Below are 17,905 nucleotides of genomic sequence, written 5' to 3' on the forward strand. Positions count from 1 at the left end.
ATAATGATTATGAAAAAACTTAAAAATATTTATATAATCTTATTTTCTTTAATGACAGTTCTTTACGGTTGTCAAGAGAATGAGCACGAATTCGGAGAAATTGTTTCTCCAACAGACATCGTAATAACTGCAGAAGTTGTAGGTGTAGATGCTAGTAATCCTTACGGTGACGGAAGTGGTTCTGTAAATTTAATTGCAACAGCTGCCAATGCTTCATCTTTTATATATTATTTTGATGGAGTTGCACAAGCTTCACCTTCAGGGATCTTAACAAAAAGGTTTTCTAAAGTAGGTGTAAATTTATATACCGTTGTTGTAAAAGCAAATGGTACAGGTGGCGTTTCATCAACAAAAACAATAGATGTAGAAGTTTATAGTTCTTTTTCTGATGTGGAGGCAGAAAACTTTTTAAGTGGTGCTAATGTAGGTGATAGTAAAAAATGGTATTGGCAAGCAGATGTTGCTGTACATGTAGGTATGGGACCAGCTACAGATGACTATGGGAATGGAGAGTTTGCATATGAGGCTTGGTGGAATGGAATTAAGGCTTGGGATGATGAAAAATCTTGTATGTATGATAATGAGTTTGTGTTTACAAGAACTGCAAACGGACTTACTTTTGAGCAAACAGTTGGACCAGCTTTTATACCTGGTACTTATGGAGATTTAATAGGTGTAGATGGAGATCAATGTTATGATGAAACGGTAGCAACGACAATGTTTGGTGTGAAAACAGTTGCTTTTGGACCATCAACATCTAAAGCAGGAACAGAAGGGACTTATAACAACGCATCATATAGAGGTACTGAATTTGAAATTTCTGATGGAGGTTTTATGGGATGGTATGTAGGTGCTAGTACTTATGATATTATTTCGATTACTAATGATGAAATGATTGTTAGAATTATAGAAAATTCTGCTTCAGGAAGTGGTGCTGCTTGGTATCATAGATTTACATCAACAAAACCTGTAGAAGGCGCAACTACTCCAAATTATACTTTTAATGAGTTAGTTTGGGAAGATGATTTTAATACAGATGGAGCTCCTAATGCTGCAAATTGGACCTATGATTTAGGTGCAGGTGGTTGGGGTAATGGAGAATTACAAACTTATACAGAAGCTGAAGAAAATGTGAAGGTAGAAGGTGGTTCTTTAATTATTACAGCTAAAGCTGATGGAAGTGATGGTTATACTTCTGCAAGATTAAAATCTCAAGGATTGTATCAATTTAAATATGGTAGAGTTGAGGTAAAAGCGAAGTTACCGGCTGCGGCAGGAACTTGGCCAGCAATTTGGATGTTGGGTTCTAACTTTCCAACTGTTGGTTGGCCACAATGTGGAGAAATTGACATTATGGAGCAAACAGGAGATGATAAAAACACCTCTTTAGGAACTTTACATTGGTTTGATGATGCTAGTTCTTCTAATGCAAGCTATGGTGAAACTACTGCGATTTCTAATGCAGCTTCAGAGTTTCATGTTTACAGTATGGAATGGACAGAAGAGTCTGTTAAAATTTATTTAGATGATGTTATGTTTTATGAAATGACAAACAGTGAAACATTGCCATTTAATGCAGATTTCTTTTTAATTCTTAATGTAGCCGTTGGAGGTACTCTTGGTGGAGATGTAGCAGATACATTTACAGAAGATACCATGGAAATAGATTATGTAAAAGTGTATCAATAATATTTTTTGGTTTATTTAATAAGGTCAGTTTTTTATGGCTGGCCTTATTTTTTCTTCTCTTTAGTTTGATGATACATTAAAAACTTACGTATTAAAGTTGATATTTATGAAATACATTTTCTTACCAATAATCCTACTTTTTTTTACTTTAAACTCTTGTGATAATAAGACAGATAAAGTTGCTGTTTTAAAGAATGAACAAGGAATGAAATTAGTTGTAAATGGAGAAGATTTTATAATTAATGGAATGAATTGGGATTATTTTCCGGTTGGTACAAATTTCGCTTATAGTTTGTGGGAACAACCAGAAGCGTTTATAAAAACGGCATTAGATTCAGAAATGACTTTGCTGAAAGAAATGGGCGTTAATACAATTCGTGTCTATAGAGGAATTCAGCCAGAATGGATTACTTATATCTATGAAAATTATGGCATTTATACCATGTTAAACCACTCTTTTGGTAGATACGGAGTTGCTATAAATGGCAACTGGGAACCAGAAACAGATTACAGAAATGCAGATACACAACAGAGCTTATTAAAAGAAGTTGGTGAAATGGCCGCAACTTATAAAGATACACCGGGTTTATTATTATTTCTTTTAGGGAATGAAAATAACTTCGGACTTTTTTGGGCAGGATCGGAAACAGAAGATTTTCCTGAAGGAGAAAATGAAAAGAAAGAAATAGGAGAGTTAAGAGGTAGAGCAATGTATCGATTAATGAATGAAGCAGCTGTTATAATGAAAAATATAGATGTAAACCATCCTGTTGCTATTTGTAATGGAGACGATTTATATATAGATATTATTGCAGAAGAATGTACAGACGTAGATATTTATGGAACTAATATGTATAGAGGAAAGTCTTTTGGAAACGCTTTTGAAAAAGTAAAAAACACATTAGACATGCCCGTATTATTCACAGAATTTGGAGCAGATGCTTTTAACTCAATTACCCAGAAAGAAGATCAAAAAATGCAAGCCTATTATATGGTAGAAAATTGGAAAGAGATTTATGAAAATGTGGCGGGTTTAGGAAAAGCAGAAAATGCTATTGGAGGTTTTACGTTTCAATTTAGTGATGGCTGGTGGAAAAATGGCCAAACGACAAGCTTAAATATTCATGATAATCATGCTTCTTGGTCTAATGCAGGCTATGGAATAGATTATGAAAAAGGAGCAAATAACATGAATGAAGAATGGTTTGGTATCTGTGCAAAAGGATTAACAGATAAAAATGGTTTTTACACATTATCACCTAGGGCAGCTTATTTTGCTTTACAAAAAGCACATGAATTAAATCCATATGCAAAAGGAATGACAACCGATTTAATTTCGGAGCATTTTAAAGAAATAAAATTTTAACGAAGCTTCAAGCGCTTCTTCTTGCAGGGGTTCGAAACCTGTAATTATATAATATAAAATTCTACAAGGTTGAAAAGTACCTTGTGGAATCAATAAATAACAACCTCTTTAAATGAATTATAAGAGGTTCAAAAAATAATTTTGATGACAAAAAAGACTATTTTTTTAGGAAATAATAAAGCAGCGTTTAAAACGCAAGAGGTAAAAGGAGAAATGATGAACTTCGAAAATGAAGTGTATTATAAAATTTCGAATAGTAATGAAATGAGACCTTTTTTTATGAGTATTGTTTCAGACTCTAACCATTGGATGTTTATTTCTAGTAATGGAGGTTTGTCTGCAGGAAGAAAAAATAGTGAGTATTCACTTTTTCCTTATTATACAGATGATAAAATTACAGAGTCTGCAGATATAACAGGGAGTAAATCTATTTTTCAAGTTACTAAAAATGACAAAACGTATGTTTGGGAACCTTTTTCTCAAAGACAGATAGGTTTATATCAAACAAAACAAAACTTATATAAAAACAGTTTTGGTAATAAAGTGATTTTCGAAGAAATTAATGAAGACTTAGGAATCACTTTTAGATATCAATGGAGTTCTTCTGATCAATTTGGGTTTGTAAAAAAATCGACTTTAATTAATAATTCACCAGAAAAAATTGAAGTTACTTTTTTAGATGGTTTGCAAAATATTATTCCTTCAGATGTAACTACAGATTTGCAAAACTCTTATAGTAATTTAGTAGACGCCTATAAAAAGAGCGAATTACAAAAAGAAGTTGGTTTAGGTGTTTATGCTTTAAGTGCAATTATTGTTGATAAAGCAGAACCAAGTGAAGCTTTAAAAGCAAATATTGTTTGGTCTTTAGGGATCGAAAATCCTACGTATTTATTGTCATCATTACAATTAGATAATTTTAGAAGAGGTCTAGAATTACAACAAGAGGTAGCTATAAAAGCAGAAAAAGGAGCTTATTTTATTAGTTCTGATATCGCTTTAGAAGCAAATGAAACAAAAGAGTGGCGTTTTATTGCAAACGTAAATCAAACAATTGGTGATATTCAAAAAGTTTCTAAAGCAATAAAAGAAGATGAAAATTTATTAGAAAGTATTACTAAAGATATTGAGTTAGGTACAAAAAACTTAATTGCTTTAACTGGCGCAGCAGATGGTTTACAAGTAACCGATGATGCTTTGGTAAACACAAGACATTTTGCAAATACGCTTTTCAATTTAATGAGAGGTGGTACTTTTGATGATGATTATAAAATTGAAAAAGAAGATTTTATAAAATATATTAGTAAGGCAAATAAAAAAGTTCTAAAACTAAAAGAAGACCTTTTAAATGCATTACCAGATTTATTTACATTAGATATTATTCTAAATATTGCAGAGAAAGATGAAGATAAAAACTTTAAAAGACTTTGTTTTGAATATTTACCATTAAAATTTAGTAGAAGACATGGAGACCCAAGTAGACCTTGGAATAAGTTTTCTATCAATACAAAAAATGAAATTGATGGTTCTAAAATTTTAGATTATGAAGGGAATTGGCGAGATATTTTCCAGAATTGGGAAACTCTAGCGCATTCGTATCCAGAGTTTATAGAAAGTATGATTCATAAGTTTTTGAATGCAACTACTTTTGATGGCTACAATCCGTACAGAGTTACAAAAGATGGTTTTGATTGGGAAACGATTGAAGAAAATGACCCTTGGTCTTATATTGGATATTGGGGTGATCATCAGATAATTTACTTATTAAAATTCTTAGAATTTATAGAAAACCATTATCCAAATCAATTAGAAAAACGTTTTTCTGAAGCTATTTTTGTCTATGCAAATGTGCCTTATAGAATTAAGAAATATGAAGATATTTTAAAAAATCCAAAAGATACTATTGATTTTGATTTTGAAGAACAAGAAAATATAGAACAAAGAAGAGAACGTTTAGGTGCTGATGGTGCTTTACTAAGAGATGAAAACTACTTTATTTATAAAGTAAATTTAATCGAGAAATTATTAGCTACCGTTTTAGCAAAAGTCTCTAATTTTATTCCTGAAGGCGGAATTTGGATGAACACTCAAAGACCAGAATGGAATGACGCAAACAACGCTTTGGTTGGTAACGGTGTTTCTATGGTAACGTTAAATTACCTAAATCGTTTTATTAATTTCTTCGAAAAAGTAGTTGTAAAATCAACAGCAGAAGAAGTTGCTATTTCTTCAGAATTAGCAACATTTTTTAATGAAGTTATAACTACTTTTAATCAAAATAAAAATATTTTATCAAGAAAATTTTCTGATGCAGAAAGAAAAACTGTTTTAGATGGTTTAGGTGAAGCTGGAAGTAAATTTAGAACTTCAATTTATGAAAACGGATTTTCTAGTGATAAAATTATTCTTAAAAAAGCAGCTCTTTTAGACTTTTTTACCATTACAAAAGAGTATTTAGATCATACCATAAAAGCAAATAAACGTACAGATAATTTATATCATTCTTATAATTTAATGACAATTGAAAACGATACAGAAGTGTCTGTTTCTTATTTGTCTGAAATGTTAGAAGGGCAAGTTGCTGTTTTAAGTGCTGGCTATTTATCGTCAAAAGAAGCTTTAAAAGTTTTAGACGGAATGAAAGCAAGTGCGCTGTTTAGAGAAGATCAATACAGTTATATTTTATATCCGAATAAAGAATTAGCTCGTTTTGATGAAAAGAATATAATTCCGAAATCTTCGGTAGAAAACTCTGAATTGTTATTAAAATTAATTGCTGATAACAATACGCAAATCATTAACAAAGATGTTTTGGGTACCTATCATTTCAATGCCAATTTTAACAATGCAAATAGTTTAAAAGCAACTTTTGAGGATTTACCAGAAGCATACGCTGATTTAGTTGAAAAAGAAGGACAATTATTAGCAACTATTTTCGAAGAGGTTTTTAACCACAAAGCATTTACAGGTCGTTCAGGAACATTTTTTGGCTATGAAGGGTTAGGTTCTATATACTGGCACATGGTTTCTAAATTGTTGTTAGCAGTGCAAGAAAATTGCTTGTTAGCAATAAAAAATAATGAAGATGAGGTTCTTATTGGTGCGCTATTAGATCATTATTATGAAATTCAGGCAGGAATTGGAGTACACAAATCACCAAAATTATATGGTGCATTTCCTACAGATCCATATTCTCATACACCAGGCGGAAAAGGAGCACAGCAACCAGGAATGACTGGTCAGGTTAAAGAAGATGTTTTAAGTAGAATAGGTGAGTTAGGTGTTTTTGTAAAGGAAGGAAAAATCAATTTTAATCCAAGGTTGTTAAAAGAAAGTGAGTTTGTAGAAACTCCTAAAACTTTTAAATATACAGCAATTAACAAAGAAGTGAAATTGATTGATTTAGAAAAAGATTCGCTTTGTTTTACGTATTGTCAAGTGCCTGTTATTTATAAAAATACAGGTAAAGAAAGTGTCACCATCTTTTTTGTGAATGGGGAACAAGAAAACTCAGAAAGCTTAACTCTTAACAGTGCTATTTCTAAAATGATGTTCGAAAGAACAGGAGAAATAGATCACATAGAGGTTTCAGTAAAAAAGTAAATAATACAACTCAGCTGTAAGGTTTTTGCTTTACAGTTGGTGGAGTATTCGTAAAATATAGTAAGGAATGAACATATTTGATATCAAAAGGAAAATGAAAAATTATACTGGAAAAATGAATAAGCAATCTGATATTCTAAACATTGGCGGGTTATGGTTTTTGTTTATATCCATAATTTTTGTTAGCTGCTCACCAAAAAGTGCTTATGAAAATTATGTGTCAGATGTTTATCAAACATCACAAGCTGGTGACAACCTTAAATTACTATCAAGTGATGAAGTTAAAACACCTGTTACAGAAGTAAAAAAAGTAACATTACAGCTTTTTCCTAATGAAGAATATCAAAAGTATTATGGTTTTGGTGCTTCTTTTACTGAATCTTCAGCATGGAATTTAGCTACCATACCAGTCGATTCTCGTAAAAAAGTTTTAGCCAAACTTTTTAGTCCAACAGAAGGTGCTGGATTTACGCTTACACGAACGCACATTAACAGTAGTGATTATTCAAACAATCATTACACTTATGTAGAAGAGGGAGATGAAGATCTTTCAACTTTTAGTATCCATGAAGATATGAAAGGATTTTCTGGAGAAGAAAACGATCAGGTACGTGGCATTGAATTGATAGATCCAAACTATGATCTTATTCCAATGATTTTAGAAGCAGCTAGTATTCCTGGTGCAGATTTTAAGATTATTGCTTCACCTTGGAGTCCTCCATCTTGGATGAAAGCAGGAGAAACTGCTAAAATGACTAATGGTAGTTTACTACCGGAATATTATGGGCTTTGGGCTGAATATATGTCTAAATATGTAACTGCATATAAAGAACAAGGTATTACTCTTTGGGGACTTACGCCACAGAATGAACCATTACATGCGCATGATGCACAATGGGATAGTAATGGATTTACGCCAGAACAAGGGAGAGACTTTTTGAGAGATCATTTGGGGCCTCAATTGGTTAAAGATGGTCATCTTAATCTTGATGATTTAGATGCAGGATTACACGTATTGATTTATGACCATAATAAGTCTACAATGAATGACTATGTTGCAAAAACGTATGAAGATCCAGAAGCATCTAAATATGCTTGGGGAACTGCTTTTCATTGGTATACAAATTCAGAGTTAAAAGAGAATAATTGGTATGCAAAAGAATTAGCAGAATTACAGAGGAATTGGCCAAACAAAGGGATGATTCATACCGAATCTAGTATAGATATTGATGCCAATGATCCAATTGGTCAATATTGGAGATCAAGTACAGATTATGCAGGTACTTTTGTGCCTTTCGAAACGTATGCAAACGATATTATTACAGATTTAAACCACGGAACTCAAGGATATATTGAGTGGTGTAGCATTCTTAGTAATAAAGGACAACCAAATCCTTACGATAATTTTAATAGCGCACCAGTACTTATCAATCCTGTTACTGACGAAGTTATTTATACGCCTTTATATTATTTATTGAGTCATTTTAGTAAGTTTATTCGCCCAGATGCACACAGAATCGGTGTAAAAGGTAAAGCAGTAGATGGGGTAATATATACAGCTGCAAAAAATACAGATGGTTCTATTGCTGTGGTTGTTTTTAACCAAAATGAAGAAGCTCATGAAGTATCGATTGTTTTAGAAACTAAGACTTTTACAACGGAAATAGCACCTAGAGCTGTTCAAACGATTCATTTACGTAATAAGTAAAAAAAATCAAAACGTATGCTTAAAAGTAGACTAGGCTAAGTGTAAAACTGAAATATAGTGTCAATTCAAATACTATGTTTCTTATACAAATCGGTATTCTAAATAAATATATTCAAGGTTATACATCTTGATGTGTAAACAGTATTTAATTATCAAAAATATGAATTCAATTATTAAAATTTTCTTTGCAATTATTGTTTTGACTTTTTGCATTAGTTGTAATTCTAAAGTGAAGTTAAAAGAAGAGAAAAAGGTAGCGATAACAGCAGAACATATTTTAGGAAATCCAGAGTATTTAGCCATTTCTTATGGAGGTTATAGAGAGCAATCAAGAGAAAATCAGCCTACAATTAAAGAGTTGAAAGAAGATTTAAAAATTCTTTCGGCAATGGGTATTAAGGTTTTAAGAACTTACAATGTTCAACAAGAATTACCACATGCAGCGAATGTTTTAGAAGCCATTCATCAACTTAAAAAAGAGGATGTAGATTTTGAAATGTATGTAATGTTGGGGGCTTGGATAGATTGTTTAAATGCTTGGACGGACAAAGAACCAAATCATGATATTGAAAGTGATCAGAATGAAGGAGAAATTGCAAGAGCAGTAGCGTTGGCAAACAAATATCCAGACATTGTAAAAGTAATTGCAGTGGGTAATGAAGCGATGGTAAAATGGGCGGCAAGTTATTTTGTGCAACCGAATGTAATTTTAAAATGGGTAAATCATCTTCAAAATTTAAAGAAAAACGGCGCATTGTCTAAAGATGTTTGGATTACAAGTTCAGATGATTTTGCTTCTTGGGGAGGCGGAGATCCTGTTTATCATACCAAAGACTTAGAAGATTTAATTAAAGCGGTCGATTATGTTTCTATGCACACGTATGCATATCATAATTCTCACTATAATCCAGAATTTTGGAAAGTTCTTGAAAATGAAAAAAGTTTATCAGACAAAGAAAAGGTAGACAATGCCATGTTGCGTGCTTTTACGTTTGCTAAAAAACAATATAGTGATGTTGTAAGTTATGTAAAAAGTATAGATGCTACCAAAACGATTCATATTGGTGAAACTGGGTGGGCAACTATTTCTAGCGGACATTATGGTATAAATGGTTCTAGAGCTACAGATGAATATAAGCAAGGTTTGTATTATCAACATTTAAGAGAATGGACGCATAAAGAAGGAATTTCTTGTTTCTATTTTGAAGCTTTTGATGAACAATGGAAAGATGCAAATAACTCAAATGGATCTGAAAATCACTTTGGTTTAATCAACCTAAAAGGAGAAGCTAAATATTCACTTTGGAATTTGGTAGATAAAGGTGTTTTTAAAGGTTTAACAAGAGGAGGTAAGTCAATTACAAAAACATATAATGGAAATAAAGAAGCATTAATGAACGATGTTTTGGTTCCGAACACAGAGTATAAAAGATAAAAATAACAACAATGAAAACGAACTATTTTTTTTACACACTATTTTTAGTCATAATGATTAGTTGTAACCAGAAGGAACATAAATTATCTGTAGATGTTTATGAAACTTCAGAAGCAGGAAATAAACTAACTAAAATCACTGATTTTACTCCTGCTGAAAATGCAGCTACAATCACATTAAATCCAGATAAAACCTTTCAAACCATTACAGGTTTCGGAGGTGCTTTTACAGAATCATCGGCTTATTTATTAAATAAATTGAGTCAGAAAAACAGAGATACGATTATACAAGCGTATTTCTCAGAAGAAGGCGCAAATTATTCGTTAACAAGAACCCACATGAATTCTTGTGATTTTTCTTTAAGTCAGTATTCATATTCGCCAGTAGAAGGTGATGTTAATTTAGAGAATTTTACAATAAAAGAGGATATGGATGATTTAATTCCGATGATAAAAGATGCCATGAAAGCGTCTAAAGACGGATTTAAAATATTTGCTTCACCTTGGACAGCAGCTCCGTGGATGAAGTATAATAACAAATGGGTTGGAGGAAAATTATTACCAAAATATTATGATACTTGGGCATTGTTCTTTTCTAAATATATAGATGCTTACCAAGCAGAAGGAATCGATATTTGGGGGTTTACAGTAGAAAATGAGCCACACGGAAATGGAGATAATTGGGAGAGTATGCACTTTACTCCAAAAGAAATGACCGATTTTGTTGAGTTCCATTTAGGTCCAAAATTAGAAAAAGATGGTTATGGTGATAAAATTATTTTAGGCTACGATCAAAATAGAGAAGGCTTAAAAGAATGGGTAGATGAAATGTATAGAAGTGAAAGTGCTTCTAAATATTTTGATGGAACTGCAATTCATTGGTATGAAAGTACCTATGAAGTTTTCCCAGAAGCGTTACAATATGCACATAATAAAGCACCAGAAAAATACTTAATTGAAACAGAAGGATGTATCGATTCTGAAATACCTGTTTGGCAAGACGATGCTTGGTATTGGAAAAAAGAAGCAACAGATTGGGGATATGACTGGAGAGAACCAGAAAATAAATATTTACATCCAAAATATGCACCAGTAAACAGATATGCAAGAGATATTATTGGTTGTCTTAATAACTGGGTAGACGGTTGGGTAGATTGGAACATGGTTTTAGATACAAAAGGAGGACCAAACTGGTTTGAAAACTGGTGTGTAGCTCCGGTAATTGTAGATCCTGAAAAAGATGAAGTTTATTTTACACCATTGTATTACACCATGGCACATTTTAGTAAATACATTAGACCAGAAGCAAAAGTAATTGAGGTAAACAATTCTGATAAAGAATTACAAGTTACGGCAGCTCAAAACCCAGATGGTTCTATAGCTGTGGTTGTTTTTAATGAAGGAAAAACGAAGAAAAGTTTCAAAGTTCTTTTAGGAGAAAAAGAAACAGTAATTAATATTGATGCTCAAGCACTGCAAACAATAATGATAGCAACTAAATAAAATCTAAATTATGTCTTATATTAAAACGACTTCTAAAGTTCCATTGAGTCAAAAAATAGCCTTTGGAGTAGGTATGCTTGCAAATCAAATGTTTCCAGCTGTAATAGGGATATTTATAGTCGTTTTGGTAAAAGATTTAGGTTTTCCAGGTTGGATGTGGGGAGTTATCTCTTTAGTGCCAAGAATTTTTGATGCGATTACAGATCCTATTATGGGATACATTTCAGACAATACCAAATCTAGATGGGGTAGAAGAAGACAATATGTTTTTATTGGAGCAATTGTAATGGGGATTTCTTTTATAATTATGTGGCAATTGTTTAGAGAAAACTCACTCGATTATAATTTTTGGTATTTCTTATTAACCTCTTTTGCATTCTATTTAGGACTTACTATTTTTAGTGTTCCTTATGTGGCTATGGGCTATGAGATGAGCGACGATTTTCATGAGAGAACAAGTATCATGGCTGTGGCACAATGGGTTGGTCAATGGGCTTGGGTAATTGCGCCTTGGTTTTGGGTTATTATGTACGATCCAGAATGGTATGTTACAGCAGATGTTGCGGTAAGAGAATTGGCTGTTTGGGTAGGCGTTATTTTTGCAATTTGTGCAATGGTGCCAGCAATTTTTATCAAAAGTAAGTCTACTATAAATGAAAATTATGCTTCTTTAACATTAAAAAATATTGGAGGAAGTTTAAAAGAAATAGGGAATAACTTTGTAGAAGCTTTTAAATCTAAACCTTTTAAGAAACTATGTTTTGCTACTTTCTTTGTTTTTAATGCATTTAATACCGTAGCAAGTTTTACTTTTTTTATTATTGTGTACTATCTTTTTAAAGGAGATGCTGCTGCCGCAGGAATTTGGCCAACGTTATTTGGAAGTGTTGGGGCTTTGGTAACTACTTTTTTAGTGATTCCTATTGTGGCTAAAATGTCTAAAAAAATAGGAAAAAAACAAGCCTTTATGGTGTCTCAAGGAATTTCTGTAGTTGGTTATATTATGTTATGGTTTTTGTTTATTCCTGGTAAACCCTATATGTTTCTTTTTGCATTGCCTTTCTTTTCTTTTGGTATTGGAGGTTTATTTACTTTAATGATGTCTATGACAGCAGATGTAATTGATTTAGATGAATTGAATACGGGAAAACGTAGAGAAGGTGTTTTTGGTGCTATTTATTGGTGGATGGTGAAGTTCGGGTTCGGAATTGCTGGTGGATTAAGTGGCGCAATTTTATCTGTTGTAGGGTTTGATTCAGCCGTTAATATTCAGACAGAAGAGGCACTTATTGGATTAAGATTGTTCTTTTCAGGGTTTCCTATAGCAGGAACTCTTATTGCAATGTACATCATGAGAAATTATGACCTTTCAGAAAAACGTGCTGGAGAAATTAGAATAGCATTAGATAAACGTAAGGTACACTAAAATAGAGAAATTGATGATGTTTAAGTTTCTATAGATAACAGGTTAAGAAAGGAAAATTAAAATATTAAGAAATAAGATAAGTTACTTTTTAAATTATTTTTTAAACGCTATGAATATTAATTATTTATAGCGTTTTTTTTGTAGGATCTGTATTGCATAAATAAAGGAGTTTAAGTTGAGGTTTTAATGGTTATTGATGCCAAATTAGGGGTTGTAATAGTTATACTTTTTATGTAGGATGGTGTAACAGGTTTTAATTCTTATTTTACTTTAAGAACATAAAGGGGATTCAAATTGCATAAAAGTAATTAAGATCTTGATAAATGAATTGTTTATTTTGTGTATAGTGGAAAGTTATTCGTTTTATTTTGGTTTAGAACAATCTCAAACAAAAATAGAACTCTACTTATGTTTTTTTAGCTATACATTACCAATACAAATAAATATATCTATTTAATAATTAGTAATTTAAAGGAAAAATAAAACGATGTTAAGTACTTATTTCATTGATAAATAAACTTAAAATTCAGAATATTTTTTGGTTGTATGTTTTTTGTTGTAGTGCTTTAAGTTAATATAGTACACAATAAGGTTAATATTGTTTTATAAATTTAAAACACAAATAATTATGAAAAAAATTACTTTACTACTAGCCTTTTTAATTACTTCAATAGGCTTTTCACAACAACAAGAATATCATTTAGATTTTGAAGAAGGTACTCCGTCAGGATTAGCGTCTAATTGGTATACCTTTGATAACGAACCAGCTCCAGCAGAAATAGTAGACAATCCAAATTTAAATGGTGTAAACGCTACGACTTCTAAAGTAATGAAAATTGTTATGGGACCTAGTAATGCTTTTTATGCAGGTGTTAATAATAAATGGGAAGACTCTAAATTTGGTACTTGGAAAATTGATATGAGTGTTGCAAGTAACTTAACCTTAACTATGGATGTACATAAAAATTACGTAGGTACTGTAGGTATTAAAATGGGAACAAATAGTGCAGGAACTTCATTTCAAATTACAGACCAAAATGTTGGTAATTTAGTTGTTAATGAATGGCAAACATTAACATTCGATCTTTCTGGTATAAATCCTAATGGAGATTTATCAAATATTAGTCAAATGGTTGTTTTTGTAGATTGGACGCAAGATATGGCGGATAGAGCAGAAGGTAACACCATTTATATTGATAATATAAAATTTAATGCAGAAAAATTAACAGATGCACCAGCAGCTCCTGTTGCAGGTACTGCTTCGTTACCATTAGATTTTGAAAGCGAAATAACTTGGTCAGATTTTGATGGAGGAGTTGTATCAACAGTAACAAACCCTTATAACAATGCAGATAATACTTCAGAAAAAGTTGGTAAGATGGTAAAATTTGAAGGTAAAACTTGGGGAGGAAGTGCGTTAACCTTAAGTTCTGCAATGGATTTTGCTAATAATGATACTTTTACAATGAAAGTATATTCACCAAGAGTAGGAGCAAAAGTATTATTAAAAGTAGAAAATTCTGGAGATGCAGGAATTAATTATAGTAAAGAAGTTCTAACAACAATTGCAAATGGATGGGAAACTTTAACTTTTGATTATGCAGCAATAAGTAAAACGGCATCTTATAAAAAATTAGTTATTATTTTTGACAATGACATAATGGGAGATGGAAGCGCAAATTATACTTTTTATATAGATGATATTTCGTTGTCTTCTTCAGGCGTTGTAATACCTACAGTAGCTTTACCACTAGATTTTGAGAGCGCAACGACATGGGGAGATTTTGATGGAGGAGCTGTAACAACAGAAACAAATCCTCATAGTAATGCAGACAATACTTCTGCAAATGTTGGTAAAATGGTTAAAAGTGCAGGTCAACCATGGGGAGGAAGTTCTCTTAATATGAGTGCTGCAATGGATTTTGCAAATAACGACATGTTTACAATGAAAGTTTTTTCTCCAAGAGTAGGAGCAAAAGTTTTATTAAAAGTAGAAGATTCAGGAAATGGGGCAATTTTTTTCGAAAAAGAAGTAGCAACAACGATGGCGAATACTTGGGAAACTTTAACTTTTGATTATACGGCAATTAATAAAGCGAATACCTATGATAAATTGGTTATAATTTTTGATAATGGAACAGAAGGTGATGGTTCTGCAAATTTTACTTTTTATATTGATGATGTTGTTTTATTTAATTCTGCAACAGCAGGTGTAAATGATAATGCTTTGTCAAACGTTTCTATGTTTCCTAACCCTACTTCAAATAGATTAAATATTACTGCTCAAAACATGATTAAAAGTGCAGCGATCTATAATTTATTAGGGAAGCAAGTAATGAGTTTGGAAATCAATAAAAATAACGAATCTATTGATGTTTCTAATTTATCCTCTGGAATTTACTTAATTAAGTGTTCTATAAATAGCGTATTTGCAACAGCAAAATTTATTAAAGAATAATTAATATTTTTATTTAACTTAAAAAGGATGCTATTTAGTATCCTTTTTTTTTATCCATTATATAAAATAATTTATAAAAGTTTAACAAAACGTCTGAATGACTAACTTTTTTACATAAAAAAATCCTATATTTTTATATAATTTAGTTCTGATGAAGATTTGTATTTTTGCTTTTCAATATCATTATAAATAACTATAATTATTTATAATGATATTGGGTAAGGTGCCCCCGGCTTTAAAAAAAATATAAATCAATTTAAAATGGATATTGTTATTATTGAAGATGAAGACTTAGCAGCAGCATCTTTAGAAAATTTACTATTAAAAAGTACGTATTCTATAAACATAAAAAAACGGTTAGAAAGTGTAGCGCAATCTATCGAATGGTTTAAGAACAATAGCTGCGATTTAATTTTAAGTGATATTCATTTAGGAGATGGAGAAAGTTTTGAGATTTTTGAAGCCTTAAAAATCAATGTTCCTATTATTTTTACCACAGCATTTGATCAATATGCCATTCAATCATTTCAGTTTTTTGCTATTGATTATTTATTAAAGCCATACGACAAACATAAATTAAATGCTGCGCTAGAAAAGTATAAAAATTACTCAGCAGCACCCGTAAATAATTCTAATGATTTAGAAAGTTTATTATCTCATTTTAAGAAATCTAAAGAAACCAAAGTAGTACAAGAGCGATTTTTAGTTTCTAGGGGAGAGAAATTAATATCTATAAGTGCAGATGAAATAGCCTATTTTATGGCAGAAAATAAGTCGCTTTTTTTATATACTATTAAAGGAGACAGTTTTTTGTATGATGATACCATTTTAAATTTAGATTTAAAACTATCGAAAAAAGATTTTTTTAAAATAAATAGAAAATTTATTGTTCGTCACACAGCTATAAAAACGATTGTAAAATACAGTCAGAATAGATTAAAAATAGAATTAGAACCGTCTTCTAAAGGCAACGATTTTATTTTAATTAGCTCAAAAAATGTGAGTCCTTTTAAAGAATGGTTAAATAATTAATATGCAAACCTCTATATTTTGGACCCGTTTAAAAAAGCATCAGCAATACTTGTATATAAGTTTATTGTTGATTGCTGTGTTTTTTATTGGCAGTTCATTAATTACACCTAAAATTACATCGGTTACAGAAAATTTAATTCAAGATGTTATTCAAGGGAACTTAAAATCTAAAGAAAACATTGTTGCTTTCGAGTTTAATCAACTAAATAATTCTTTTAAAAATTCTCAAAAAATTATTCAAAACTTAGAAAATAACTCTTTTGAGTATTTAAAGGAAAAATTACTTTTTACATCAGACTTAGTCTTAGAACAGCATAGTATTCATAATAGTTTTATATCCATTATTTCATCTAAAGGTATATTGGAATCTCATTTTTCGAATAAGAAAGATTCTTTGTATCAAAAAGAAATACATACATTTTTAAAAAATATTCGTTTTATAGCAAATGATGTTTTAATAGATACTATTATTAGTAATAATCACAAGGTAATTAATAGAAAAATCTATGGAAAAAAACTATCTAATAATACCGTTGTTTATACAGGTTACGATGTAGATTTAATTTCATTTTGGAGTTATTTTTCTGAAACCTATAAAGGAGATGGAGGTTATACGGTAGTTACAAATAAAGATGGTATTTGTATGTTACATCCTGATACAAAATACATCGGAAAAAAAATAGACGCCTATTTTAGTACAATTACCATTAAGCAATTATTAAATAATTCACTTAAAATTAATGGATATTACGTACCAAATAATGTTACTATTTTTAATGATAAGGCAATTTCAGAATTTTTAGGTTTAGAGGTCATACGTTATTACGATACTATTAAAATAGGAAATACGCCTTTAATAGTTGTGGTTAGTTTTCCTGTGGATATTCATTTAAAAGAAACTACAAAAAACATACAAGGATATTTTTCGTGGATTAGTTTTTTGGCATTTGCTACATTTATGTTGCTCTTAATTGCTTCTAGAATGCAGTTAAAAAAAGAATATGTAGAGAATTTAAAGGTTGTAGAAGAGAAAGATCAATTAACATATAGTAACGAAAAGTATCAGAAAGAAAATGCAATTCTTCAATTAAATCAATTGAAGAAAAAAATAAATCCACATTTTTTATTCAACAGTTTAAACTCTTTACATGTTTTAATCGATTTAAATCCAGATTTGTCACAACAGTTTGTATTAAAATTAGCAGATGTGTATAGGTACCTTTTAGATGAAAAAGAAGGGAATTTAATTTCAGTAAAAAAAGAAATGAACTTTTTAGAGCAGTATATTTTTTTACAAGAAATTAGATTTAATAAGAGCTTAGAGGTAACAATTGTTAATAATTGTGATGATGGCATTTTAGTAAAAAAAATACCATTCCTATCTTTAGAAACGTTGGTAGAAAATGCGATAAAACATAATGAAATAACTAAAATAAATCCGTTGGTTATTACTATTATTATTGATGAAGATTTTATTACGGTTAAAAATAATTACACGCCAAGAAAGCGTAAAGCTAAAGATAGCCATCATATTGGGTTGACTTATTTAGAGAATACGTATCAGTTTTATCAGATAACTAGCTTTAAAACAGGTGTAATTGATGACGAATTTGTATGCATATTGCCATTTATTACTTAAAAATAGTATTTCACTCCGTTATTTATTGAGTTCACTCCATTTCGTTT

General features: G+C 30.8%; 10 protein-coding genes. All 10 read left to right on the top strand.

The genetic code is table 11. The features are described from left to right. Window positions 1-9 precede the first annotated feature (9 nt). The 10 genes from GQS58_RS01925 (at window position 10) to GQS58_RS01970 (ending at window position 17,858) form a co-directional block, all read left to right on the top strand. A complete protein-coding gene (locus GQS58_RS01925; protein WP_166382283.1) occupies window positions 10-1,689 on the top strand; it encodes a family 16 glycosylhydrolase in 1,680 nt (559 codons plus the stop codon). Between the two features lie 106 nt (window positions 1,690-1,795). Continuing rightward, a complete protein-coding gene (locus GQS58_RS01930) occupies window positions 1,796-3,055 on the top strand; it encodes a glycoside hydrolase family 2 TIM barrel-domain containing protein (protein WP_166382285.1) in 1,260 nt (419 codons plus the stop codon). 144 nt (window positions 3,056-3,199) lie between these two features. Next, on the top strand, window positions 3,200-6,658 hold the full coding sequence (locus tag GQS58_RS01935; RefSeq protein ID WP_166382287.1) for a hypothetical protein: 3,459 nt from the start codon (window positions 3,200-3,202) through the stop codon (window positions 6,656-6,658). A gap of 94 nt (window positions 6,659-6,752) precedes the next feature. Continuing rightward, a complete protein-coding gene (locus GQS58_RS01940) occupies window positions 6,753-8,366 on the top strand; it encodes a glycoside hydrolase family 30 protein (RefSeq protein ID WP_166382289.1) in 1,614 nt (537 codons plus the stop codon). A 160-nt stretch (window positions 8,367-8,526) separates the two neighbouring features. Next, window positions 8,527-9,801: a glycosyl hydrolase family 17 protein gene (locus tag GQS58_RS01945; RefSeq protein WP_166382291.1), complete on the top strand. Its 1,275-nt coding sequence runs from the start codon at window positions 8,527-8,529 to the stop codon at window positions 9,799-9,801. 53 nt (window positions 9,802-9,854) lie between these two features. Then, on the top strand, window positions 9,855-11,303 hold the full coding sequence (locus GQS58_RS01950; RefSeq protein ID WP_410524700.1) for a glycoside hydrolase family 30 protein: 1,449 nt from the start codon (window positions 9,855-9,857) through the stop codon (window positions 11,301-11,303). A gap of 10 nt (window positions 11,304-11,313) precedes the next feature. Continuing rightward, on the top strand, window positions 11,314-12,729 hold the full coding sequence (locus tag GQS58_RS01955; protein WP_166382295.1) for an MFS transporter: 1,416 nt from the start codon (window positions 11,314-11,316) through the stop codon (window positions 12,727-12,729). Window positions 12,730-13,357: 628 nt separating this feature from the next. Then, window positions 13,358-15,187 (top strand): T9SS type A sorting domain-containing protein, encoded by a 1,830-nt coding sequence (locus GQS58_RS01960; protein WP_166382297.1) that lies wholly within the window; start codon window positions 13,358-13,360, stop codon window positions 15,185-15,187. 261 nt (window positions 15,188-15,448) lie between these two features. After that, on the top strand, window positions 15,449-16,219 hold the full coding sequence (locus GQS58_RS01965; protein ID WP_166382299.1) for a LytR/AlgR family response regulator transcription factor: 771 nt from the start codon (window positions 15,449-15,451) through the stop codon (window positions 16,217-16,219). A 1-nt stretch (window position 16,220) separates the two neighbouring features. After that, complete coding sequence (locus tag GQS58_RS01970) at window positions 16,221-17,858, top strand: sensor histidine kinase (RefSeq protein ID WP_166382301.1); 1,638 nt, start codon at window positions 16,221-16,223, stop codon at window positions 17,856-17,858. Window positions 17,859-17,905 lie beyond the last annotated feature (47 nt).

Origin of the sequence: Polaribacter sp. 11A2H, assembly GCF_011379025.1 — a bacterium.
Lineage (GTDB): Bacteria > Bacteroidota > Bacteroidia > Flavobacteriales > Flavobacteriaceae > Polaribacter.